This is a genomic window from Pseudolactococcus piscium, from assembly GCF_002441695.1.
GTDB lineage: Bacteria > Bacillota > Bacilli > Lactobacillales > Streptococcaceae > Pseudolactococcus > Pseudolactococcus piscium.
The window spans coordinates 1-24,213 of sequence record NZ_JXJW01000010.1 but is presented as its reverse complement, the minus strand read 5'-3'; the positions used below and the strand labels follow the sequence as shown (position 1 = coordinate 24,213).

Annotated in this window: 20 protein-coding genes and 1 pseudogene; 18 read left to right on the top strand and 3 right to left on the bottom strand. The window is 41.2% G+C overall.

The window, feature by feature from the left end; all coding sequences use genetic code 11:
* Positions 1-20: 20 nt before the first annotated feature.
* The 7 genes from RU86_RS12045 (at position 21) to RU86_RS05820 (ending at position 12,656) form a co-directional block, all read left to right on the top strand.
* Positions 21-167: a hypothetical protein gene (locus RU86_RS12045; protein ID WP_179296218.1), complete on the top strand. Its 147-nt coding sequence runs from the start codon at positions 21-23 to the stop codon at positions 165-167.
* The gene (gene nrdG, locus RU86_RS05845; protein WP_079505056.1) at positions 164-763 is read left to right on the top strand and encodes an anaerobic ribonucleoside-triphosphate reductase activating protein; all 600 of its coding nucleotides are present in this window, start codon (positions 164-166) and stop codon (positions 761-763) included. Before RU86_RS12045 ends, nrdG begins: the two co-directional genes overlap by 4 nt.
* A 196-nt stretch (positions 764-959) precedes the next feature.
* Complete coding sequence (locus tag RU86_RS05840) at positions 960-1,991, top strand: Gfo/Idh/MocA family oxidoreductase (protein ID WP_096814487.1); 1,032 nt, start codon at positions 960-962, stop codon at positions 1,989-1,991.
* The gene (gene pepO / locus RU86_RS05835) at positions 1,984-3,867 is read left to right on the top strand and encodes an endopeptidase PepO (RefSeq protein ID WP_096814486.1); all 1,884 of its coding nucleotides are present in this window, start codon (positions 1,984-1,986) and stop codon (positions 3,865-3,867) included. Before RU86_RS05840 ends, pepO begins: the two co-directional genes overlap by 8 nt.
* A gap of 547 nt (positions 3,868-4,414) precedes the next feature.
* On the top strand, positions 4,415-7,999 hold the full coding sequence (rpoB, locus tag RU86_RS05830) for a DNA-directed RNA polymerase subunit beta (RefSeq protein WP_096814485.1): 3,585 nt from the start codon (positions 4,415-4,417) through the stop codon (positions 7,997-7,999).
* 204 nt (positions 8,000-8,203) lie between these two features.
* Complete coding sequence (rpoC, locus tag RU86_RS05825) at positions 8,204-11,830, top strand: DNA-directed RNA polymerase subunit beta' (RefSeq protein ID WP_179296217.1); 3,627 nt, start codon at positions 8,204-8,206, stop codon at positions 11,828-11,830.
* Positions 11,831-12,044: 214 nt separating this feature from the next.
* A complete protein-coding gene (locus tag RU86_RS05820) occupies positions 12,045-12,656 on the top strand; it encodes a superoxide dismutase (protein WP_096814484.1) in 612 nt (203 codons plus the stop codon).
* A gap of 179 nt (positions 12,657-12,835) precedes the next feature.
* Here RU86_RS05820 and cysK read toward each other — a convergent pair whose 3' ends face one another.
* Positions 12,836-13,762 carry a cysteine synthase A gene (gene cysK, locus RU86_RS05815; RefSeq protein WP_096814483.1) on the bottom strand — a complete coding sequence of 309 codons (927 nt, stop codon included), beginning with the start codon at positions 13,760-13,762 and terminating at the stop codon, positions 12,836-12,838.
* A 104-nt stretch (positions 13,763-13,866) separates the two neighbouring features.
* On the opposite strand from cysK, the gene RU86_RS05810 reads away from it, so the two are divergent.
* Positions 13,867-14,871: a 4-hydroxy-3-methylbut-2-enyl diphosphate reductase gene (locus RU86_RS05810; protein WP_096814482.1), complete on the top strand. Its 1,005-nt coding sequence runs from the start codon at positions 13,867-13,869 to the stop codon at positions 14,869-14,871.
* Between the two features lie 107 nt (positions 14,872-14,978).
* On the opposite strand, the gene RU86_RS05805 is transcribed toward RU86_RS05810, so the two are convergent.
* A complete protein-coding gene (locus RU86_RS05805; RefSeq protein WP_096814481.1) occupies positions 14,979-15,821 on the bottom strand; it encodes a MurR/RpiR family transcriptional regulator in 843 nt (280 codons plus the stop codon).
* 317 nt (positions 15,822-16,138) lie between these two features.
* Here RU86_RS05805 and gnd point away from each other — a divergent pair, with 317 nt between their 5' ends.
* Together gnd and RU86_RS05795 are read left to right on the top strand one after the other, a co-directional pair.
* Positions 16,139-17,035, top strand: coding sequence for a phosphogluconate dehydrogenase (NAD(+)-dependent, decarboxylating) (gene gnd / locus RU86_RS05800; protein ID WP_096814480.1), 897 nt, complete (start codon positions 16,139-16,141; stop codon positions 17,033-17,035).
* 116 nt (positions 17,036-17,151) lie between these two features.
* Entirely contained in the window at positions 17,152-17,991 is an 840-nt protein-coding gene (locus RU86_RS05795; protein ID WP_179296224.1) for a PTS mannose/fructose/sorbose/N-acetylgalactosamine transporter subunit IIC, read from the top strand.
* Here the strand turns inward: RU86_RS05795 and RU86_RS12490 are convergent.
* Positions 17,953-18,060: pseudogene (locus RU86_RS12490) on the bottom strand (hypothetical protein); the annotation flags it as partial. The gene RU86_RS05795 and the pseudogene RU86_RS12490 overlap by 39 nt on opposite strands.
* On the opposite strand from RU86_RS12490, the gene RU86_RS05790 reads away from it, so the two are divergent.
* From RU86_RS05790 to RU86_RS05755, 8 genes are all read left to right on the top strand, one after another.
* Complete coding sequence (locus RU86_RS05790; protein ID WP_096814546.1) at positions 18,017-18,892, top strand: PTS system mannose/fructose/sorbose family transporter subunit IID; 876 nt, start codon at positions 18,017-18,019, stop codon at positions 18,890-18,892. The pseudogene RU86_RS12490 and the gene RU86_RS05790 sit on opposite strands and share 44 nt — an antisense overlap.
* 27 nt (positions 18,893-18,919) lie before the next feature.
* Complete coding sequence (locus RU86_RS05785; RefSeq protein WP_079505111.1) at positions 18,920-19,429, top strand: PTS sugar transporter subunit IIB; 510 nt, start codon at positions 18,920-18,922, stop codon at positions 19,427-19,429.
* Positions 19,426-19,878, top strand: coding sequence for a PTS sugar transporter subunit IIA (locus RU86_RS05780; protein WP_096814478.1), 453 nt, complete (start codon positions 19,426-19,428; stop codon positions 19,876-19,878). Before RU86_RS05785 ends, RU86_RS05780 begins: the two co-directional genes overlap by 4 nt.
* The gene (locus tag RU86_RS05775) at positions 19,865-20,560 is read left to right on the top strand and encodes an HAD family hydrolase (protein WP_096814477.1); all 696 of its coding nucleotides are present in this window, start codon (positions 19,865-19,867) and stop codon (positions 20,558-20,560) included. The genes RU86_RS05780 and RU86_RS05775 overlap by 14 nt, the downstream gene beginning before the upstream one ends.
* Before the next feature lie 363 nt (positions 20,561-20,923).
* Complete coding sequence (locus RU86_RS05770; protein ID WP_425435914.1) at positions 20,924-22,351, top strand: NADP-dependent glyceraldehyde-3-phosphate dehydrogenase; 1,428 nt, start codon at positions 20,924-20,926, stop codon at positions 22,349-22,351.
* Between the two features lie 143 nt (positions 22,352-22,494).
* Positions 22,495-23,091, top strand: a complete 597-nt coding sequence (locus RU86_RS05765; protein ID WP_047914926.1) for an ATP-dependent Clp protease proteolytic subunit — start codon at positions 22,495-22,497, stop codon at positions 23,089-23,091.
* 85 nt (positions 23,092-23,176) lie between these two features.
* Positions 23,177-23,563 carry a hypothetical protein gene (locus tag RU86_RS05760; protein ID WP_096814475.1) on the top strand — a complete coding sequence of 129 codons (387 nt, stop codon included), beginning with the start codon at positions 23,177-23,179 and terminating at the stop codon, positions 23,561-23,563.
* On the top strand, positions 23,535-23,858 hold the full coding sequence (locus tag RU86_RS05755; RefSeq protein WP_047914928.1) for a DUF2129 domain-containing protein: 324 nt from the start codon (positions 23,535-23,537) through the stop codon (positions 23,856-23,858). Before RU86_RS05760 ends, RU86_RS05755 begins: the two co-directional genes overlap by 29 nt.
* Positions 23,859-24,213 lie beyond the last annotated feature (355 nt).

The window sequence follows — 24,213 nt, the reverse complement described above, 5'->3', positions numbered from 1 at the left end:
TTAATGTGAAAGGGGAAATGATGGGTAAATTCCAGCTAGATAATAAAGGACAGCAATCGGTTCAAAAGTTTCATGAAAAACTTAAAGTCGAAAAAACAGATAAGCAAAGTAAACTTGAGATGATAAAAGCGCAATATCTTGAGAAAAAGAAATCAGGCAAAAAATGAATCATCCAAAACCACAAGAATGGCGAGCACAAGATATGTCAAAGGGCTATATTGCTGACTACAAGCCCTTAAATTTCGTAGATGGGGAAGGGGTTCGTAATAGCCTCTATGTCAGTGGCTGCCCCTTCCACTGTGAAGGGTGTTATAACGAAGCGACTTGGAACTTTAGATTCGGGACACCTTATACAAAGGAGCTAGAAGACCGGATTATGTCAGATATGGCCTTGTCTTATGTCCAAGGACTTACCTTGTTGGGTGGGGAACCATTTTTAAATACTGGCACCGTCTTGCCACTAGTCAAGCGGATTAGACGTGAGTTGCCAGATAAAGATATCTGGTCCTGGACTGGCTATACTTGGGATGAGTTGATGCTGGAAACGCCTGATAAACTAGAGTTGCTGGACAACATTGACATCCTAGTTGACGGTCGTTTCGATCTCTCTAAAAAAAATCTCTTGTTACAATTTCGGGGGTCAAGCAATCAGCGTATCATCGATGTTCCCAAGTCTTTAAAGGCTGGGCATGTTGTCATTTGGGATAAGTTAAATGATGCTGAAAACGCCGTCGTGCAGTTCCACAAAGAAAAAATGATTTAAGCGCCTGGCGCTTTTTTTGTTAGGTAGATTTAGGTACGGATGTCGACGCTAACTGAAAAGGTGGCACGTTTTGATGTTGTCATCGTCTTGCTAGGTTTACCTGTAAGTGCGTTTCTCAGTCATCTATGTCGAGGGTGGGATATCGTCATATCCCAATTGATTGAGTTATGTCTAGGTTGTATGGTAAAATGAAGACATGAAAAAAATGAAAATAGCTTATGTCGGATTTGGTAAATCTACTAATCGTTACCATATACCATATGTACAAGAACGTGAAACGATCGAGATAGCTCGTGTCGTGACACCGACTTTGATGAAAAATCCAGATGCACAACATCGCATGGAAGCTAGTGGGACAAGCTTCTCCACTGATATCGCTGACATTATCAATGATCAAACTCTTGATCTTGTTGTCGTCGTGACCCCAGCTAAAACCCACTTTAACTTAGCCAAACAGCTGTTAACAGCTGGAAAAAATGTCTTGCTAGATAAGCCTGCTGTTGAAAAAAGTGCTGAAATGCAGGAGCTAGTCGCACTTGCTGCAGCCAATAACTGCTTCTTCATGCCCTTTCAAAATAGACGCTTTGATAGCGACTATCTAACGATTAAAAAAGTGATTGAGACGGGCTATCTAGGTCGGATTATCGACATTCAAGTCCACATGGATCATTTTAGACCGAATGATGCAGTGTTAACAGGGACGCATTTGGATGGCTCTTTCTATGGTCATGGTGTGCATCTCATCGACCAAATGATTGCCTTATTTGGTGAGCCTGAACGTGTCGCCTATGATATTCGCAGTACGAGAAACCCGGATAGTCCAGTGGATGATCATTTTGCAGTTGATCTTTATTATCCAAATCAGATGAAAGCAAGTGTTCATGCGACTGAGTCGGCACTTGTCCCTTATCACAAATGGCTGATTCAAGGGACTAAAGGTACCTTTATCAAGCAAGATGTAGATCAGCAGGAAAATGATCTTAAGGTCGGCATCATGCCAGGTGCTATCGGTTTTGGACAAGATAGTCCCCAAGCTTATGGGCAATTAACCTATCATAATCAAAATGGCGATCGGATCGAAAAGACAATCCCATCAGAGCTTGGTGATTATGGTCGTGTCTATGATAGCATCTATGAGACACTCATAAATGGATCTGATAAATTAATCTCAGATCATCAGATGCTAGCAGTCATTCAAATTTTAGAAGGTGGATTTACAAATGGTTAGACTACAAGATGATTTATTTGAAGCAGTTAATGCTGACTGGTTAACACACACTGACATACCGTCAGATCGCCCTAGAATTGCTGCTTTTGATGAGTTGGTGATTCATAACGAACAAACGTTGATGCACGATTTTTCGACGATTGATACCTTTGATGAGCCTGTCATGACTGAGTTTGCTAAATTCTATAAAAAAGCTGGTGATTTTATAGAACGCTTTGAGTTTGGGACGGATCCTGTCAGACCCGAAATCGACAAAATTGAGAAACTATCAGATTATGCCGCGCTGGTTGCAAGTTTACCGGAGCTCATTTTGAACTCTCAAGTCCCAGTGCCTTTTGGTCTGTCAGTTGATACCGATATGAAAGATGCTGTCCACTATGCCTTGACTTTTAGTGGTGCTGGCTTGATTTTACCAGATACAACTTACTATGCCGAGGATCATCCGCGTAAGTCGGAACTACTCGACTTTTATGTCGCAAATACGGTAAAGATTTTATCTGATTTTGGCTATGAGCAGGCAATCGCGCTAAACCATGCAGAGAATATCGTTAAATTTGATGCCATTCTTGCACAATATGCTAACACTTCAGAAGAATGGGCTAAGTATGCTGAGCTTTATAATCCGGTGCCGATTAAGGCATTTATAGAAGCGCTCACAACAGTTCCTTTTGCTGACGTAATTGAGGGATTACTTGGTAAGCTACCAAATCAAGTTATCGTTTATGAAAAACGTGTCTATGCCAATTTCGATGCTATCATGAATGAGGCAAATTTTGAGCTGATCAAATCTTGGATGTTAGTAAAAATAATCAGAAGTTCGACGCATTATTTATCTGATGACTTACGGATATTAGGTAGTGAATTTTCTAGAAAATTATCAGGGACATCTGAAGCACGAAGCCAAGAAAAACATGCCTTTGATTTAGCGACGGACCAATATTCACAAGCAGTTGGCCTCTACTATGGTCACACCTATTTTGGTGAATCGGCTAAGGCAGACGTCAAACGGATGACGACGGAGATGATTAAAGTTTATCAAGAACGATTGGACAAAAATACTTGGTTGAGCCGCCCGACAATTGATAAAGCCATCAAAAAATTAGATGCGATGACCGTGTTTATTGGTTTCCCAGATAAACTCCCAGACATCTATAAACAATTTACAGTTACACATGAAAGTATTTATAGTCTGGTTGCGCGTTTTAACGTGGTACGTAGTCACCGTCACTATGCCAAATTTAATGAACCTGTTGACAAGACAGAATGGCATATGCCAGCCCACATGGTCAATGCTTACTTTAGTCCAGATAGCAATACGATTGTTTTTCCAGCGGCTATTTTACAAAAACCATTTTACTCAGAAACTGAGCAAACGAAAAGTCAAAATTATGGTGGTATCGGTGCGGTTATTGCACATGAAATTTCACACGCATTTGACAATAATGGGGCCTTGTTCGATGAATTTGGTAACATGAACAACTGGTGGACGGATGAAGATTTTAAAGCTTTTGAAGCCAAGCAGGACTTGATGATTGCTGAGTTCGACGGGCTTGACATCGCTGGCGCTAAAGTAAATGGCAAACTGGTTGTATCAGAAAATATCGCGGATGCGGGTGGCTTAACAGCAGCAATGACAGCGGCGCTTCGTGAAACTGATGTTGACTTAAAAGCCTTCTTTACACAATGGGGCGAGATTTGGCGGATTAAAGCGTCACAAGAATACCAACAAATGTTGCTATCGATGGATGTCCATGCACCAGGTAAACTCCGTGCAAATATCCAAGTCAGTAATTTAGATGAATTCTTTGACACATTTGATGTCAAGGAAGGTGATGGCATGTGGCGTTCAGAGTCAGATCGTGTCAAAATTTGGTAAGGTATCAGGTTAAAAAAGCATTTAGGTGCTTTTTTGTTTTTTCCCAGTTATGCTGGTGGAGTAGCTGCACTATTTTTCGCTTACCGACGCCGTCAAATTGGCGATGCAGAATTGCCTAACCTATACAATTTTTAAAAGCAAAAACTAAGCGAAAGGAAGCTGTATTTCTCTTATCAAAGAACACGTCATCTGAGGACTTGTATAGGTAATGCTGTTCGTTTTTTTCTTGAGTTCAAGGCTTAAATATGGTATAATTGATTAAATAGTTTGTCGGCAAAATGCTAGGAAATATTGTCCCTAGTGCTTTGTGAGCAACGAGAAGATGTATTTTCGTTGCTTTTTTTTGACGTCTTGGGTGCTTGAAAATAGCATTTGTAACAGAAAAAAAATCTTTCTGAAAATTCTTTGTTTTTCATAAAAAGAGTATAACGACAAACCAAAGGATGGTCAAGCCTATCAACTTGACCGTATTGCACAATCCACTGTAAAGGTGATGTTTAGCACTTTCGTGTTTTAGACATAACCATAAGTATTAGAGGAGAAGATCTTGGCAGGACATGACGTAGTATACGGTAAACACCGTACTAGACGCAGCTTTTCGCGAATCAAAGAAGTACTTGATTTACCTAATTTGATCGAAATTCAAACTGACTCATACCAACGTTTCTTAGATCAGTCTTTGGCTGATGTATTTAAAGAAATGTTACCAATCGATAACTTTGCAGGCACTAAAGACCTGGAATTTGTCGGTTATGAGATGAAAGCACCAAAATACACTATTGAAGAAGCACGCGCGCACGATGCGAACTATTCTGCGCCTTTATTTGTGACTTTCCGACTTGTAGATAAAGAGTCTGGTGAGTTAAAAACGCAAGAAGTCTTCTTTGGTGATTTCCCAATCATGACAGAGATGGGAACCTTTATCGTAAACGGTGCGGAACGGATCATCGTTTCTCAATTAGTACGTTCACCGGGTACTTATTTCCATCCAAAAGTTGATAAAAATGGCGTAGAATCTTATGGTCATACAACGATCCCTAACCGTGGCGCTTGGTTCGAATTGGACACTGATGCTAAAGGGATTGGCTATGTCAGAATTGACCGCACACGTAAATTACCATTTACAACGATTTTACGTGCCTTAGGTTTTGGTTCTGATGATGATATTTTTGAAATCCTTGGTGATAGCGAGTTAACACGCGCAACCATCGAAAAAGATATTCATAAATTTGCAAATGATACACGGACAGAAGAAGCCCTCAAAGACATCTATGACCGCCTTCGCCCTGGTGAGCCTAAAACTGCAGACAGCTCTCGTAGTCTTTTAACAGCGCGTTTCTTTGATCCACGTCGTTATGATTTTGCGCCAGTTGGTCGTTATAAAGTTAACAAAAAACTAGCCCTTAAAAACCGCCTACTCGGCTTCACTTTAGCTGAAGCGCTTGTTAGCAGTGAAACTGGTGAAATCTTAGTTGATCAAGATGTTGAGTTGACACGTGATGTATTAGACTCAATCGAAACTGAACTTGACAATGGCCTAAACACTGTAACGCTTTATCCATCAGATGATGCTGTGTTAACAGAACCAATCGAGATTCAAATGGTTAAAGTTTACTCGCCTAAAGATCCAGAAAAAGTTGTTAACGTGATTTCAAATGGTCAAATTTCACCAGAAGTACGTCACTTGACACCTGCTGATATTATTGCAAATGTGAACTACTGGTTGACGCTTAATGAAGGCGTTGGTAGAGTAGATGATATCGACCACTTGGGAAATCGTCGTATTCGCTCTGTAGGTGAATTATTACAAAACCAAGTTCGTATCGGCTTGAGCCGTATGGAACGTGTCATTCGTGAACGCATGAGTTCAGCCGATGATGAAAACATGACACCTCAGTCATTGATCAATATTCGTCCTGTAACTGCAGCAATCAAAGAATTCTTTGGTAGTTCACAGTTATCACAGTTCATGGACCAACATAATCCACTTTCTGAGTTATCTCACAAACGCCGTTTGTCAGCCCTCGGACCTGGTGGATTGACACGTGACCGTGCAGGATATGAAGTACGTGACGTACATTATACGCATTATGGTCGCATGTGTCCGATTGAAACACCTGAGGGTCCTAATATCGGGTTGATCAATAACTTGTCATCATTTGGTAAAATCAATGAATATGGTTTCATCATGTCACCATATCGTCGTATTGATCGCAGTAATGGTGTTGTCACAAGCGATATTCACTATTTAACTGCTGATGAAGAAGATAACTACATCGTAGCGCAAGCTAATTCACCATTAACAGATGACAATCAATTCGCTGGCGAAACAGTTATGGCCAGAACACGCGGTAACAATATCGAGGTAGAATCTGATAAAGTCGACTTTATGGATGTCTCTCCTAAACAGGTAGTTGCCGTTGCGACAGCATGTATTCCTTTCTTGGAAAACGATGACTCCAACCGTGCCCTCATGGGAGCGAACATGCAACGTCAAGCTGTGCCACTGATTGATCCACATGCACCATATGTCGGTACAGGGATGGAACATCAAGCTGCCCATGATTCAGGTGCAGCGATTCTATCAAAACATGATGGAACAGTTGAGTTTGTAGATGGTGCGGAAATCCGTATTCGTCGGACAACAGGCGAACTTGACAAGTACACTGTCACAAAATATCGTCGCTCTAACTCAGGTACATCATACAATCAACGTCCGCTTGTTGCCGTAGGCGACAAAGTGGCTAAAGATGAAATCATCGGTAATGGTCCTTCTATGGAAGGTGGAGAAATGGCCCTTGGTCAAAATCCACTTGTTGCTTATATGACCTGGGAAGGGTATAACTTTGAGGATGCGGTTATCATGAGTGAACGTCTTGTTAAAGATGATGTTTACACGTCGATCGCTATCGAAGAGTACGAATCTGAAACACGCGATACAAAGCTTGGACCAGAAGAAATTACACGCGAAATTCCAAACGTTGGTGAAGAATCGATGCGTCATCTGGATGAATTCGGGATTATCCGAATTGGTGCAGAAGTCAAAGAAGGCGATATCCTTGTCGGTAAAGTAACCCCTAAAGGGGAAACAGATCCAACGCCTGAAGAACGTTTATTACGTGCTATCTTTGGTGAAAAAGCGCGTGAAGTTCGCGATACCTCACTTCGTGTACCACATGGTGCCGATGGTATTGTACACGATGTAAAAATCTTCCGTCGTGAAAATGGCGATGAACTACAAACAGGTGTGAATATCCTTGTCCGTGTCTTTATCGTTCAAAAACGTAAAATTCATGTCGGGGATAAAATGGCCGGTCGTCACGGTAATAAAGGGGTTGTATCCCGTATTTTACCAGTTGAAGATATGCCTTACTTACCAGATGGCACACCAGTTGATATCATGTTGAACCCACTCGGTGTACCATCACGGATGAATATCGGACAAGTAATGGAGCTCCATCTTGGTATGGCTGCTCGTACACTTGATCTGCATATTGCAACACCAGTCTTTGATGGTGCAAGTGATGAAGATATCTGGAATACCGTTAAAGAAGCAGGCATGGCTGATGATGCTAAGACTGTCCTCTATGATGGCCGTACAGGTGAAGCCTTCGATAACCGTGTGTCAGTTGGTGTCATGTACATGATCAAACTTCACCACATGGTAGATGATAAACTTCATGCCCGTTCAGTCGGACCATACTCACTTGTCACACAACAACCACTTGGTGGTAAAGCACAATTTGGTGGACAACGTTTTGGTGAGATGGAAGTTTGGGCATTAGAAGCCTATGGTGCTGCTAATATCCTTCAAGAAATCTTGACGTATAAGTCAGATGACGTTGTAGGCCGTACTAAGGCTTATGAAGCAATCGTTAAAGGTGAAAAAATCCCTGCGCCAGGTCTTCCAGAATCATTCCGAGTTTTAGTTAAAGAATTACAATCACTTGGACTAGATATGCAAGTATTGGATGCAGATGATAACGTCTTAGAACTTCGCGAATTAGATGATGATACAGATCCACATAATGCTGAAAAAGTTGAAGTGACAGTAGATATGCTAGAAGCAAAAGAAGCAGCTGTTGCACAAGCAATCGAAGCAGAACAGACAGCAATTGATATCGCTAAATAACAAGGTCATCAACGCTCTGATCTTTTCTTGATAGCCATCATAACCGTAACTTTCATGGCTTAAATGCTCATATGTAGGCTCATGAAATTTACTGGTGATAGGTCTAGTATCAAGTAGACGTCAGAACATAAAAACCAGAACAAAAGATTTTGATCAGTAAGTAAAAGCTTCTGACTGAAAATCTTCTCGATTACAGGAGAAAAAATGGTAGATGTAAATAAATTTGAGAGTATGCAAATTGGGATTGCATCCCCTCAAAAAATCCGTTTTTGGTCTTTTGGTGAAGTCAAAAAACCTGAAACAATTAACTATCGGACACAAAAACCAGAACGTGAAGGCCTTTTTGATGAACGTATCTTTGGTCCATCTAAAGATTGGGAATGTAGCTGTGGAAAACTTAAAGGTGTTTTCTATAAAAACCAAGTCTGTGAACTCTGTGGTGTACAAGTTACACGTGCAAAAGTACGTCGTGAACGTATGGGGCATATTGAATTAGCAGCGCCAACGTCACATATCTGGTACTTTAAAGGTATCCCATCACGTATGGGTCTAGCCTTGGATATGAGTCCACGTTCTCTTGAAGAAATTATCTATTTTGCAAGTTATGTGGTCATTGATCCAAAAGAAACAGCACTTGAGAAGAAACAATTATTGACTGAGCGTGAATATCGCGAACAAATGCTCAAGAACGGTTTCGGTTCATTTGTTGCTAAAATGGGTGCTGAAGCGATTCAAGACTTGTTGATGGCTGTTAACTTACCTGCTGAAATCTCAGCACTTAAAGAAGAATTACAAACAGCAACTGGTCAAAAACGGGTTAAAGCGATTCGTCGTTTGGACGTTTTAGATGCCTTTAACAAATCAAGCAATAAACTAGAGTGGATGGTCCTTAACGTCTTACCAGTTATCCCACCGGACTTGCGTCCGATGGTACAACTTGATGGTGGCCGTTTTGCGACGTCAGACTTGAATGATTTATACCGTCGTGTTATCAACCGGAACAACCGTTTGAAACGCTTGATGGAATTAAATGCACCGAATATCATTGTTCAAAATGAAAAACGGATGCTACAAGAGGCCGTTGATGCCTTGGTTGATAATGGTCGTCGTGGTCGTCCAATCACTGGACCAGGTAACCGTCCACTTAAATCACTTAGCCATATGTTAAAAGGGAAACAAGGTCGTTTCCGTCAAAACTTACTTGGTAAACGTGTCGACTATTCTGGTCGTTCAGTTATCGTCGTAGGGCCAACACTCAAAATGTATCAATGTGGTGTCCCACGTGAAATGGCGATTGAATTGTTTAAACCATTCGTCATGAGCGAAGTGGTTAAACGTGATATGGCGCCAAATATCCGTGCTGCAAAACGTAAAGTTGAGCGTCAAGATCCAGATGTTTGGGATGTATTGGAAGATGTGATCAAAGAACATCCAGTATTGCTTAACCGCGCACCGACACTTCACCGTCTCGGTATCCAAGCCTTTGAACCAGTATTGATCGATGGTCGTGCGATTCGTCTTCACCCACTTGTATGTGAAGCCTACAATGCCGATTTCGATGGTGACCAAATGGCGATTCACTTACCACTTTCTGAAGAAGCCCAAGCAGAAGCACGTATTTTAATGCTTGCTGCTGAGCATATTCTAAACCCGAAAGACGGTAAGCCAGTCGTTACACCATCACAGGATATGGTCTTGGGTAACTACTACATCACCATGGAAGAAGCGGGTCGTGAAGGCGAAGGCATGGTATTTGCTAACGCTGATGAAGCCGAAGTAGCTTGGCGCAATGGGTTCGTTCACCTGCACACACGTGTTGGTATCGCAACCAAATCATTGAACAAGCCTTGGACTGATGACCAAAAAGATAAAATCATGGCGACAACTGTTGGTAAAGTACTTTTCAACGCGATCATGCCTGAAGAATTCCCTTACTTGAATGAGCCAACACAAGATAACTTAACAGCGCAAACTGATGACCGTTTCTTTATGGCACCAGGCGAAAATGTTAAGACCTTTATCGAAAATCTTGACTTGGTACCCCCATTTAAGAAAAAACATTTAGGAAATATCATCGCAGAAGTCTTCAAACGTTTCCGTACGACATTGACTTCTGAAATGCTTGACCGTTTGAAAGACTTAGGGTACCATCACTCAACTAAAGCTGGTTTAACTGTAGGTATTGCAGATATCCCTGTTGTTGAAGACAAGCATTTGATTATTGATGCTGCCCATGATAAAGTTGCCATGATCACCAAGCAATTCCGTCGTGGTTTGATCACTGATGACGAACGATATACGGCAGTTACAGATGTATGGCGTGGTGCTAAAGAAGAGCTTGAGCATCGATTAATTGATGCCCAGGATATGTCAAATCCGATCGTTATGATGATGGACTCTGGTGCCCGTGGTAATATCTCCAACTTCTCCCAACTTGCGGGGATGCGTGGATTGATGGCAGCGCCCAATGGTAAAATCATGGAGCTCCCAATCATCTCTAACTTCCGTGAAGGCCTATCCGTTTTGGAAATGTTCTTCTCTACCCATGGTGCCCGTAAAGGGATGACCGATACGGCCCTTAAAACAGCCGATTCTGGTTACTTGACACGTCGTTTGGTTGACGTTGCCCAGGATGTTATCATTCGTGAAGACGATTGTGGCTCTGACCGTGGTCTTGTCATTAGCGATATCGCGACTGGTAAAGAAATGGTTGAACCATTGTCAGAACGACTTAACGGTCGTTATACACGTAAATCACTCGTGCATCCTGAAACTGGTGAATTAATCATCGGTGAAGATGAGTTGATTACTGAAGCAATTGCTGCACAAATCATTGCAGCTGATATCAAAGAAGTAACGATCCGTTCAGTCTTTACATGTAAAACACGTCATGGTGTATGTAAACATTGTTATGGTGTCAACTTAGCAACAGGCGATGCTGTTGAAGTTGGTGAAGCAGTTGGTACAATTGCAGCCCAATCTATCGGTGAACCTGGTACACAGTTGACAATGCGTACCTTCCACACGGGTGGTGTTGCATCATCTGAAGATATCACACAAGGTCTCCCTCGTATCCAAGAAATCTTTGAAGCGCGTAACCCTAAAGGGGAAGCAGTCATTACTGAAGTAACCGGTGAAGTCATCGAAATTACTGAAGAAGCTGCGACACGTAAAAAAGAAGTGACGGTTAAAGGCGAAACAGATACAAGAACATACGAAGTGCCATTTGCATCACGTATGCATGTTGAAGTTGGCGACTTTATCCACCGTGGGACACCGTTAACTGAAGGCTCTATTCAACCTAAACACTTGCTTCAAGTTCGTGATACACTTTCAGTTGAAACGTATCTCCTTGGAGAAGTGCAAAAAGTTTATAGAAGTCAAGGGGTTGAAATCGGCGACAAACATATCGAGGTTATGGTGCGTCAAATGCTCCGTAAAGTTCGTGTGATGGATGCTGGTGATACAGATCTCTTGCCTGGTACGCTCATGGATATTGGTGATTTCGAACAGGCCAACCAACAAATTCTATTTGATGGTGGTGTACCTGCGACATCTCGTCCTGTCCTTATGGGGATTACTAAAGCATCTCTTGAAACAAATTCATTCTTATCTGCTGCATCATTCCAGGAAACAACTCGAGTGCTTACAGATGCTGCGATTCGTGGTAAGAAAGACCCATTACTTGGTCTTAAAGAAAATGTTATCATTGGTAAAATCATCCCAGCTGGTACTGGTATGGCACGCTATCGTAATCTTGAACCACTAGCAAAAAAAACTGAAGCGCCAGTTCTTGAAACAGAGGCTGTTGTTGAAGAAGTAACTGATTAAACAAACAAACACTTATGATGTAACTGATCATAAGTGTTTTTTGGTGGCAATAAGGCCTATCAACTCGCTTGAAATATCGGGTAAGTTGTATGCGCATGCTGGAAATTTGACTAGTTAGCTGATAATTTATAGACAAAATAGTAGTTAATTAATCGGTTTTGGGTTAGAATAGACTTAGTAAAGAACCTATTAAGGATTATAAGGAGAACTCATTATGGTACACACACTTCCAGAACTTCCCTACGGATACGATGCACTTGAGCCATTTTTCGATGAAGCAACAATGAAACTACACCATGACAAACATCATGCAACTTACGTAGCGAATTTGAACGCAGCAATCGATAAGCACCCAGAATTGGCTGAGAAATCAGCACTAGACTTGGTTAAAGACTTAAGTTCAGTTCCAGAAGATATTCGTACTGCTGTACAAAATAATGGTGGTGGACATGTCAACCACAGTTTCTTCTGGGAAATCTTAGCAGCTAATGCTGGTGGCAACCCAACTGGTGCTATCGGTGAAGCAATCGTCGCTAAATTTGGTGATTTTGATGCCTTCAAAGAAGCCTTTAAAACAGCAGCAACTGGTCGTTTTGGTAGCGGTTGGGCATGGTTAGTCGTTGACGCAAGTGGTGAACTTAAAGTTACGTCTACAGCTAATCAAGATAACCCAATTACTGATGGTGAAACACCAGTGCTTGGTCTTGATGTTTGGGAACATGCTTACTACCTTAAATATCATAACGTGCGTCCTGACTATATTGCGGCATTCTTTGACCTTGTCAACTGGGATAAAGTTAACGAACTCTACGCAGCTGCAAAATAATTAGTTTTAAAACATATAAAATGGCCTACATGATAAATAGTTGGTCGAAAAGCTAGATGATTTATAGTTGTTTAGCTTTTTTTTATGATCCATTTACATCTGTTTTTATTTAAAGACGACTATTTTATATATAAAAAAACCGTTGGCTAAACGGTTTTTCCTTGTCTAGTTATCACAGACTATTCTCCAAAATCATAGAGGAAGGTTGAGAGATAGCGTTCGCCATTATCTGGTGCGATGGTTAAGACTTTTTTGCCTTTCCCTAGTTTTTTAGCGACCTGTTTGGCTGCAAAAATAGCTGCCCCGCCAGAGATGCCAAGTAAGAAGCCTTCTTCATACCCAACTGCACGTCCAGCAGCAATCGCATCGTCTGAGCTGACGCGAATGATTTCGTCGTAAGCTTTTGTATTCAGTGTACCTGGAATGAAACCTGGTGAGATCCCTTGTATTTTATGTGGGCCTGGTTTTTCACCAGAGAAGACAGCAGACTCGTCAGCTTCGACAACATAAATCCCAATCTTTGGATTCGCTTTTTTTAGAACGGGTGAAACACCAGAAACAGTCCCGCCAGTGCCTGCTCCAGCAACAAAAGCATCTAAGCCAGTTTCGCCAAATGCAGCGATGATTTCAGGACCAGTCGTCTCTTCATGGATGCGGGGGTTGGCTGGATTTTCAAACTGTAGTGGTAAGAAATAGCCGTTGTCTTCAGCCAACTCTTTTGCCTTTGCGATGGCAGCTCCCATACCACCTGCAGCAGGTGTTAGGACGAGTTCAGCGCCATAAGCTTGTATCAGTCTACGGCGTTCGATAGAAAAGGTTTCAGGGAGGACGATGATGACTTTATAGCCAAGCGCAGCACCGACAAAGGCGAGGCCAATACCGGTATTACCAGAGGTTGGCTCAACGATTGTCCCACCAGGTTTTAATGACCCATCAGCTTCAGCCGCGCGGATCATGTTCAGTGCAATCCGGTCTTTGACTGAACCGCCCGGATTAAAGGCTTCAAGCTTGACATAAACATCAGCAGAATCATCATCGACGTGACGTAATTTAACGATTGGTGTCGCGCCAATCAGCTCTGTAATGTTATCGTAAATTTTTGACATGTAAGTATCCTCCAAAAAGTCTTGTAAATAGTTTATAATACTATTATACTATCGAAAAAAAATTCGGTATTATCAAAAAATGAAACCGGGTATAAAAATATCTTATGAAGATTAAACATATTACACCTATGGGCTATTGCTATGGTGTTGTGGACGCTATGGTCATCGCCAAAAACGTGTCTAAAAGTCCAGATTTACCACGCCCAATCTATATTCTAGGCATGATTGTCCATAATCATCATGTAACGGAAAGTCTTGAAAAGATTGGTGTCAAGACGATTGATGGCGAAAATAGATTGGCAATTCTAGAGCAAATCGATCATGGGACTGTCATTTTTACAGCACATGGTATTTCAGATGCTGTCAGAAAACGCGCTGATGAAAAGGGGTTGACGGTAGTAGATGCTAGTTGTCCTGATGTTCTGATTACCCATGAGATCGTGAAAAAACGCTTAGCAGATGGCTATCAAGTTATCTATATCGGTAAAAAAGGTCACCCAGAGCCTGAAGGGGTGTTGGGGATTGATCCTGAAAAAATTCACCTCTTGTCAACCTTGAAAGATTTAGAAAATCTTGAGTTGACCGGCAAGCTATTTATGACCAATCAAACCACCATGAGCATCTGGGATGTGGGCGACATCATGCAGGCCGTACATGTAAAATTTCCGCAAGTGGTTGAGCATAGTGACATTTGTCAGGCGACGAATGAACGTCAGCTAGCTGTTGCTGAACAGGCAGTCGGATGCGATCTGACCATCGTTGTTGGTGATCCACGGTCAAACAATACCAATCGACTTGCTGAAGTTTCTGAGAAGCAAGCAGGTGTTCCAGCGCACCGGATAGCCGATGTATCAGAAATCAAAGCTGACTGGTTTGACGGGTTTGATGCTACATCTACAGTAGCTGTAACTGCTGGTGCCTCAACGCCAACGGCCATCGTCAGGGAAGTGATGGCCTATTTAAAACAGTTTGATGGGCATATTCCAAGCAGTCAAGTCACCTTTGAGGATATCATTCCGCGTGGTGCTGTCCGTGATTTGACTAAGAAACGTGAAAACAGATTAGCTGAACTAAGAAAGCAAGCGTTTGAAGGTAGCAGTCGAACTTAAAGGAAAAAATAAGTGATAAACTAGCTCCTACCAAAGTATTCCCTGATAAAAACAAAGAGCCCTCTTTTGTAGGTGCTTTTTTGATACGATCAACTCAAGTCAACTCCCTATACTCGTGTTGTCTTGATGACTTCACGGATTTTTTCAATCGTTTTAACAGCATCTGCCTTTTGATGGCTAGCATAAAGCATGAACAAGGCGTCAACAATCGTTAATTGGGCGACTGTAGAGGAGATGGATTCTGGTCTATAGTTAGTCTCCTCAGAAATGGATAGGAGTGTAACGGTGCTTTTTTGAGCAAGGGGTGACGAAGGCGAACTTGTGATGGAAATAATGGGGACCTGGTTACTCTGCAAAATACTAACAATCTCCAAAATCTCTCTATTGCGCCCAGTATGAGATACGACGAGGGCAACATCGTTTTCATTTAATGTCGCAGCGCTCATCAGCTGGATGTGATAATCTTGGTTGTAAAAACATTTAAGTGGTGTTCTCAGAAATTTATGATAGGCTTCCAGTGTCACGACACTTGAGCCACCAAGGCCGAAAAGGGCCAGTGTATTGGCATTTTGCAGTAGTTTATAGGCCTTTTCGAGGATGTTTTCCGATAGCATGCTGCCTGTTGCTTGCAGAGAGGCGATATTCGTATTAAAGGTTTTACTGGCGATATTCAAAAGTGTATCATCTTCATTGATCGAGGTGAAGAAAGAATGACCTGCAGATTTGTTATTACTGAGAGACAGTCGCATCTCTTGAAAATTTTTATAGCCTATTTTCTTAGCGAACCGTGATGTTGTTGCGACTGAAATGCCGATTTTAGCTGATAAGTCATGGATAGACTGTCTACTGGCAATTTCACTTTCTTTCAATAAATAATCAGCTAAGGATTTCTCCTTGTTACTCAAATCGTGATAATAAATTTTAATTCTACTTTGAAATTCGATACTCATAACAGCTACCTCTTATTTTTCTATTTTATCTGATGTTTATATTATACACTTTTGTAATTAAATTTATCATAAAAGATACTTAATTACATCATTTAATGATGGGATTGAATAGCCAGGATAGATTATAGATGTATAGAAATTCAGATAAAACTTTTTATTTAAAGCTTCTTTTGACGTATTTGATAGTAACAAGAATGATATAACTAATCATTAAAGATATTTTTTTACAGTTAATGTAAAATAGTTACAGTAAATGCTTGACAAATGTAATAAAATTACTTATACTTGAATTATCAAATAAGGAAAGCAGGTACATCATGAAAGTAGGCATGATTGGTCTAGGAAAGATGGGATTAAACCTTGTAACAAATTTACATAGTAATGACGTGCAAGTTGTAGCTTATGACATTTCTGAGCAACTTGTATCAGAAGCAGAAGCGATTGGTGTAACAGGTAGTCGTAGTTTAGATCAATCAATGAAAGCGTTACCAAAACCGCGTGTTGTCTGGTTGATGGTACCAGCAGGAAAGATCACAAAGCAACTGGTGCTTGACTTGCTAGACTTAATGTCTGCTGACGATATCCTCATCGATGGTGGAAATTCATTTTACCAGGATTCTATTGACAACTATCAATTAGCTGAGGCTAAAGGCATTCACTTCTTTGATGTTGGTAGCTCAGGTGGTCAGGAAGGTGCCTTACATGGCGGTAACTTTATGATTGGTGGGAATGAGGCGATTTTTCCAAGAATTGAACCCATTTTTGAGAAAATCTCTCAGTCAGAAGGTTATTTATTTACGGGTGCTCCAGGAAGTGGCCACTACTTAAAAATGGTTCATAATGGGATCGAGTATGGCATGATGGGCGCTATCGGTGAAGGATTTGAGCTGTTAGAAAAAAGTCCTTATACCTATGATAATGCTCAAGTAGCGAATATGTGGAATCACGGGTCAGTGATTCGGTCATGGTTAATGGAATTGGCTTACTCGGCTTTCAGTAAAAACAATAAGCTATCAAATATCGATGGGGTCATGTATAGCTCTGGCGAAGGACGATGGACAGTCGAAGAAGGGCTGAGATTAGGTGTACCGATGCCGATTATTACCTCTTCCTTGATGATGCGGTATAGATCCTTAGAAGCGGATACCTTTACTGGGAAAGTCGTTGCGTCCCTCAGAAATGAATTTGGTGGTCATGCGGTGAAAATGAAGTGACTGGATTAAGTATACTGGCTCATGCTAAAGTTAATAGACATTACAGGAATAGCTGAGTTATTTTTATAGCAATTATTATAATAAATGTAAGCGATTTTAAAAGTCGCGAGGAGGAAATTATGCACGTTACAGTCTTTCAAGCACTTGCAATTGCCCTTTGGATAGCGGCGATCATGTCTCGGTCATTCTTTGGTGGTGCAACAACGACCCTTCGTTTCACACCGATGATGACAGGTTTAGTCGTCGGGATCGTTTTTGGTCAGGTTGCGGATGCAATGATCACCGTTGCAGCAATTCAGCTGATCTATATGGGTGTCTTCTCACCTGGTGGTCAAATGCCGAGTGAGCCTGCGATTGCGGCAGCAGTTGCTGTAACAGTTGCCTTACTTGGTGGTCTGAAACCAGAAGCTGCTATTGCTATCGCAGTACCAGTTGGTTTATTAGGGTCTTATCTTTATCAATTTAGGTTCTTCATTAATACGATCATTCAACAAAAATACACTGAAAAATATGCAGCAGCAGCAGATACAAAAGGCATGTTTCGCTCAATTATTTTGATGCCGATTATCGTTGCTTTCCTACTTTATGTGCCATTTATGTTTGTCACATTGTATTATGGTACACCAGTCATTGCCGATATTGTTAAATCCAACTCAGGTGGTATTATCTTTCATATCTTAGAAGTAATCGGTGGTGGTTTGGCTGCGATTGGTATCGCGGTAACGGTTTATGTAATCGGTAAAAAAAGTTACATTGCCTTCTTCATGCTTGCCTACTTTATGGCAACTATGCTGAAAAGTCTTGGCATTACAATGGTAACGTATGCGATTGTTGGTGCAATTATTGCCTTCATTTATGTCCTCGTAACTACAGAAGCTAGAAGTAAAACAGCCGTTGCGACTTCAGATGCTGGTGGTTCAGGCGTTGCGTTTGATGAAGATGACGATGATTATTGATGAAGAGGAACGAGGAGGTTTTAAAATGACAAATGAGCTACAAACACCAGAAAAATTAGTACCAGAAAAATTAGCACCAGAAAAGTTAACTAAAAAAGATGTCAGAACCGCTTGGGTCAGATTCTACTTTGCGCAAGAAATTGCCCACTCTTTTGATAAATATTTGGCACCAGCACTTACCTGGGCCCTAACACCTGTTCTCAAAAAACTCTACAAGGATCCTAAAGATCAGGCAGAAGCTTATCAACGCCATCTGCTATTCTTCAATACACAGCTATCCTGGGGTGGTGGGACAATCACCGGTATCATGGCGTCACTAGAAGAAGCACGGGCACAGGAAGTTTATAAGCAAGAAGAGATTACGATCGATGACGATTTGATCTACAATACAAAATCAGGCTTGATGGGTGCGCTCGCAGGTATCGGAGATGCCATTGATTCCGGGACAATTCAATACATTTTGATTGCCATTGCACTTCCTTGGGCGCAAGCTGGTAATGCGATTGGTGCACTCTTTCCCTTTATTGCTTTTTCACTCTACCAACTTGGCATCGGTAATTATTTTGCGCAACTTGGCTATAAACTTGGTCGGACAGCAGCGGGTGAAATCGTTGGTGATAAGATGAAGGGCATTATTGAGGGTTTATCTATCATGGGACTATTCATGATGGGGATTCTCGCTTCAAGTTATGTCAAAGTCAGCTCAAGCTTGAAATTCAATCTATCAGGTAAGGAATTTGTCATTCAAGACATATTAGATAAAATCATGCCTGGCCTCTTGCCGTTAGCAGTCGTTGCTGGTGTTTATCTCTTCTTCACACGTAAAGGGATGAACGTGACCAAGGCCTTGATTGGTCTGACAATCATCTTAGGTGTTTTAGCTGGTATCGGTATCTTATAATTAAAAAAGAAAAATGGAGAAATAATCATGGGTAAAGTTGTAATTGCGCGTGTTGATGCACGCTTGATTCATGGACAAGTAATGACGAATCTATCAAAATCGGCTGGTGCTAATGCCATATTCGTGGCCGATGATGCTGCGGCGCATGATGAGTTTACAAAAAATATCATCTTAGGCGCTGGAGGGCGGACAGGACTAAAAGTTCGTGTACTGAAGGAAGAAGGCGCTGTTCGCTATTGGCAGGATCGGCAATATGATAACTATAACGTCATTCTTTTAACCAAAACGATAGAAGCCATGGCAACACTTATTGAAAGTGGCGTACCGATTGATGAGCTAAACCTGGGTGGGATTCCACAACGACCAGGGTTAATCCCAATTATCAAAGAGGTTGCCATTACGCGAGAGCAATTGAATCGTTTGCTTGATATCGAAGCGAAATTTGGCACACATATTTATTTTCAAGCGATTCCGTCTTCTAAAAAGGTATCGCTCAAGGATGCGGCTAAAATTGTGGAAAGTGGGGAAAAATCATGATTGGGATGATTGTCGTGAGTCATGGCAAAATGGCTGAAGGCGTTAAAGATAGTGTTGAGTTGATATTTGGTCAGCCAGAACAGTTTGAAACGAGTGCTTTGGTGGCAGGTCAAGCATTTGAAGCATTCAAAGAGGATGTTGCGGCTAAAATAAAAGCAGTTGATACAGGTGACGGGGTGCTGGCATTTGTCGATTTGTTTGGGGCTTCACCTTATAATGCGGCAATGAAACTTTATCCTGCTTTTAAGGCGGCTGACAGCGAAGTTCGGGTTGTGACAGGCCTAAATCTACCGATGATCATCGAAAGTCTGGGGATGCGCTCAGTAGAAACCTCTGTTGAAAATCTAGCGAAACAAGCAGTTTTGGCTGGTCGCGATGGCATTCAAGAGCCTATTTCAGACTTACTTGAATCACTTGACAATGGCGTGACAGAAGATGACGATTATTAATCAAACAAATTGTGAACATGGCAAACATCATCTAAGGGCAATCTGCTTTGACTTAGATGGTCTTTTGCTTGATACAGAACATACCTATCGTGATGGCTGGCTTGATGCCTTTGAAAAGATGGGGATTGATAAAAATGCTTATGATTTGGCTGCGTGGTCAGGCATGTCTTGGCTACAAACGCGTAAACTTTTAGCAGCAGACCTTGGTGACGCCATGGTAAGTGACATTCGGCAAGCGCGTGAAACCTACATTTTGTCACAGATGACTGCTGACAAAATTCCGATCAAATCAGGTGCGCATGCTGTTTTACAAGTGGCCAAGAAAAAAGGTTTGAAACTTGCGGTTGTCAGCTCAACCGTTAGTAGCAGAGCGATTCCCTTACTTGAAAATGCTGACTTATTGACCTATTTTGATGTGCATGTATTTGGAGATGAGGTGATGGCACATAAACCACTACCAGACCCTTATTTAGCAGCTCTAGCAAAATTAGGTGTTGAGGCTTCTCAAGCTCTTGCAGTAGAAGATTCTTTTACTGGCGCCCTTTCTGCCACAAAAGCGGGTCTAAGCGTATTTCTTGTACCAGATAAAAGTTTTAACGCGAAATTTTCTGATGCAGCACTAGCACAGTTGACGCTTTTTGGTGTCGGTAATGATTTGTATGAACTTGTTGATAAGTTGTGATTCGCAGTAGAGATATACCTATCGAAAAGGTAGGGATCCGTCAGGGGATAAGCCCATCTTCGGAGGAAACTACCAAGGCGTTGACACGACTGTCCTTATAAGTTTATAAACATCTCCTAACAAATCGCTAATAACATGAATTTTCAGACAATTACGTTGACAAAAGCTGTGAATTATTTTACAATAGCAGTTAATACCAAAATGACCGGTCATACCATAAGGGAGTTTTTTTGCCTGAATGCAGGCTTTAATGACCGCGAAATAAATGGCTAGATGAGACTTCAAGACTGTATTTGAAACAGTGTTGTTTTGTCGTCTAGACATGGGTAATTGGTAGATATAAAGGAGAAAAAAATGTCTGAAATTAACACATATAAGTATTATGTTGGTGGTAAATTTGTTACCTCAACTTCTGGGAACTTGATTGATATCGACTGTCCCTATGAGCAAAGGATTGTTGGTCGTGTGCAAGCTATTTCAAAAGCAGAAGCCGATTTAGCGATTGCTGCGACAAAAGAAGCACAAAAAGACTGGGCAGACCTTGATTTATTTAAGCGTGCTGACCTGTTAAACAAATGGGCAGACCAACTTGAGGTTGATGCACATGAGATTGCAGAAATCATCATGCAAGAAGTCGGTAAGACATGGAACGATGCGGTTAAAGAAGTCACCAGAACTGCGGAGTTTATCCGCTATACAGTACAAGAGTATATTCATACAAATGACACGTCGATGTCAGGACAAAACTATCCTGGTGGGTCAAAAAATAAGATTGCGATTATTAAACGCATTCCTTTAGGGACAGTGCTTGCCATTTCACCTTTTAACTATCCGGTGAACCTATCTGTTGCTAAGATTGCACCGGCCTTGATTTCGGGTAATGCAGTTGTCTTCAAACCAGCTACACAAGGTGCCATTTCTGCTGTCAAAATTATCGAGTCATTTGACAAAGTTGGCTTCCCAGCTGACATTTTACAGTTACTGACTGGTAAGGGGTCGGATATTGGGGACTATGTCAGTGAGCATGAGGGAATTGATATGATTTCCTTCACAGGTGGTGCGACAACTGGTCGTCATCTATCTAGCTTTTCAACGATGAAACCGATGGTCTTAGAATTAGGCGGTAAAGATCCTGCGATTGTCTGTGAAGATGCGGACATCGATAAGGCAGTGTTTGAAATCATGAGTGGTGCCTTTAGCTATTCTGGTCAACGTTGTACAGCAATCAAGCGCGTCTTGGTGAATGAAGCTGTAGCAGACGAACTTGTTGCCAAATTAAAAGATGAAGTTGAAAAACTGACAGTCGGTATGCCGATTGATAATCCAGTGATTGTCCCACTGATTAATAAGGGATCAGCTGATTATGTTGAAGGCTTGATAACAGATGCTATCGCTGATGGTGCGACCCTACTTGTTGGCAATAAACGGGAAGATAACTTGATTTATCCGACCTTATTTGACCATGTCACGCCAGATATGCGTCTAGCTTGGGAAGAACCATTTGGCCCAGTACTACCGATTATTCGTGTGTCATCGGATGCCAAAGCGATTGAACTTGCTAACCAATCTGAATATGGCTTGCAAGCATCAGTCTTTTCAAGAGACTTTTCACGTGCAGCAGCGATTGCAGAAAAAATAGAAGCAGGTTCTGTCCAAATTAATGGTAGAACAGAACGTGGCCCTGACCACTTCCCATTCTTAGGTGTTAAAAATTCTGGTATGGGTGTGCATGGTATTTCACGCACGATTGATGCCATGACGCGTGAAAAATTACTGATTATCAACCTCTAAAGTGCTGGGACAGAGAAAAAATCTTGTTTTTTGATATAATAGAGTGAGTTTAACTGAGGTTGGTGATTGCAAGTTAAATATTTGACCTTCACTGACCAATAAGATATAATGAATCTATTAATTAGAAAAAAGGAGCTTCTCACATGGTACTCATTCCTACAGTCATCGAACAATCAAGTCGCGGTGAGCGTGCTTACGATATTTATTCACGTCTTTTGAAAGACAGAATTATCATGCTTACAGGCGAAGTAGAAGACAATATGGCCAATGCTGTTATTGCGCAACTTTTGTTCTTAGATGCCCAAGATGCGACTAAAGATATTTATTTATACATCAACTCACCAGGTGGCTCGGTTTCGGCAGGTCTAGCTATTGTAGACACGATGAACTTTATCAAATCTGATGTACAGACGATTGTCATGGGTGTTGCGGCATCTATGGGTACAATCATCGCCTCATCTGGTGCTAAGGGTAAACGCTTCATGCTACCAAATGCTGAATACCTCATCCACCAACCGATGGGTGGTACTGGTGGTGGTACACAACAAACAGATATGCAGATTGTTGCTGACCATTTATCACGTACACGTAAAACATTAGAAAAAATCTTGGCTGAAAATTCTGGTCAAACAGTGAATAAAATTCATAAAGACGCTGAGCGTGATCGCTGGATGTCTGCTGAAGAAACCTTAGACTATGGGTTTATTGACGAAATCATGAACCGTAACGAATTAAAATAAGAAAAATGCCTAAGCACATCAGTTTTATGTGCTTAGGTATTTTATGTATTGGTCAGGCATCTAATTTTTTGATATAATATGAGTAATGTTGATAATAGATGAAAATATAATAGCCTTGGATGATTTGGCAGATGACTTAAGTCATCGATTTTTAGATTTGGCAGTTGTCAAGGCATATACAGCAAAAAAATTAGCTTTTGATTCTGATGATGCTTTACAGGGCAAATTACGGACTTTGACGGAGAATCAAGCCTATATCGCCCATAGACCAGAAATTAGGTCGTTACAGAAAGAACTTATGATGACTGATGAAATTTTTCAGCTTAAACTAGCTGAAAATGACGTGCAAGGTGCACTTTCAGAGCTCGTTATCAAAATTGCAGGGGTGATTTCTGCCGATATTTCTGTAGATGAACATCTCCCGCTGAAGAAAGGAGGACACCATGGCAAAAAGCATACCTGCGGTGGATAATGCTGATGTGCCGACGCTTGAAATTGTTGGCAGGACAGCTGTTTACATCTTCTATAGTAGCTACAAGCACGTGAGACAACTCAGCCGATTTGGCGAGATGGTATATAGCAGTAAAAAAGCAAGATATGCGCTTTTATATGTTGATACCGCATCGCTCGAATCTGTGCTACCTAAGCTAAAAGCGCTACACTTTGTTCAAGACGTGAAGGTTTCTGAATTTGATAACCTAGATAGAGATTTTTCAAGTGCGTTTCAAGAAACGGTAAATAGTGAGAAAAAAACAGCTGACGACTAGCCTAGGGATTTATAAAGAACGATAAGAAATGATGAAAGGAAAGCTGGTATTGGCCACTTTCCTTTTTATGATGTCGTATAATCTAATATCATACTCTGATAAGGAAACGGCAATCATTTTCTTGATTTGAGAAATGGGCATGTACTAGGATATCTTCCATTCGTTTGTCACAGTCTGCACAAATCATCAATACCTATAAAATAAAGGGGTAGTGTGCACTTTGAAGTAGACCGCATCAGAAAGACTTTCCAAAAAGGAAGGTCTTTTCTAATTTCAAAATAGTCATTGCCTCCATACCATAATGATCAACTGATTAGTCTTTAGGTAGCATTGATGTCGACATATTTTAAAATTT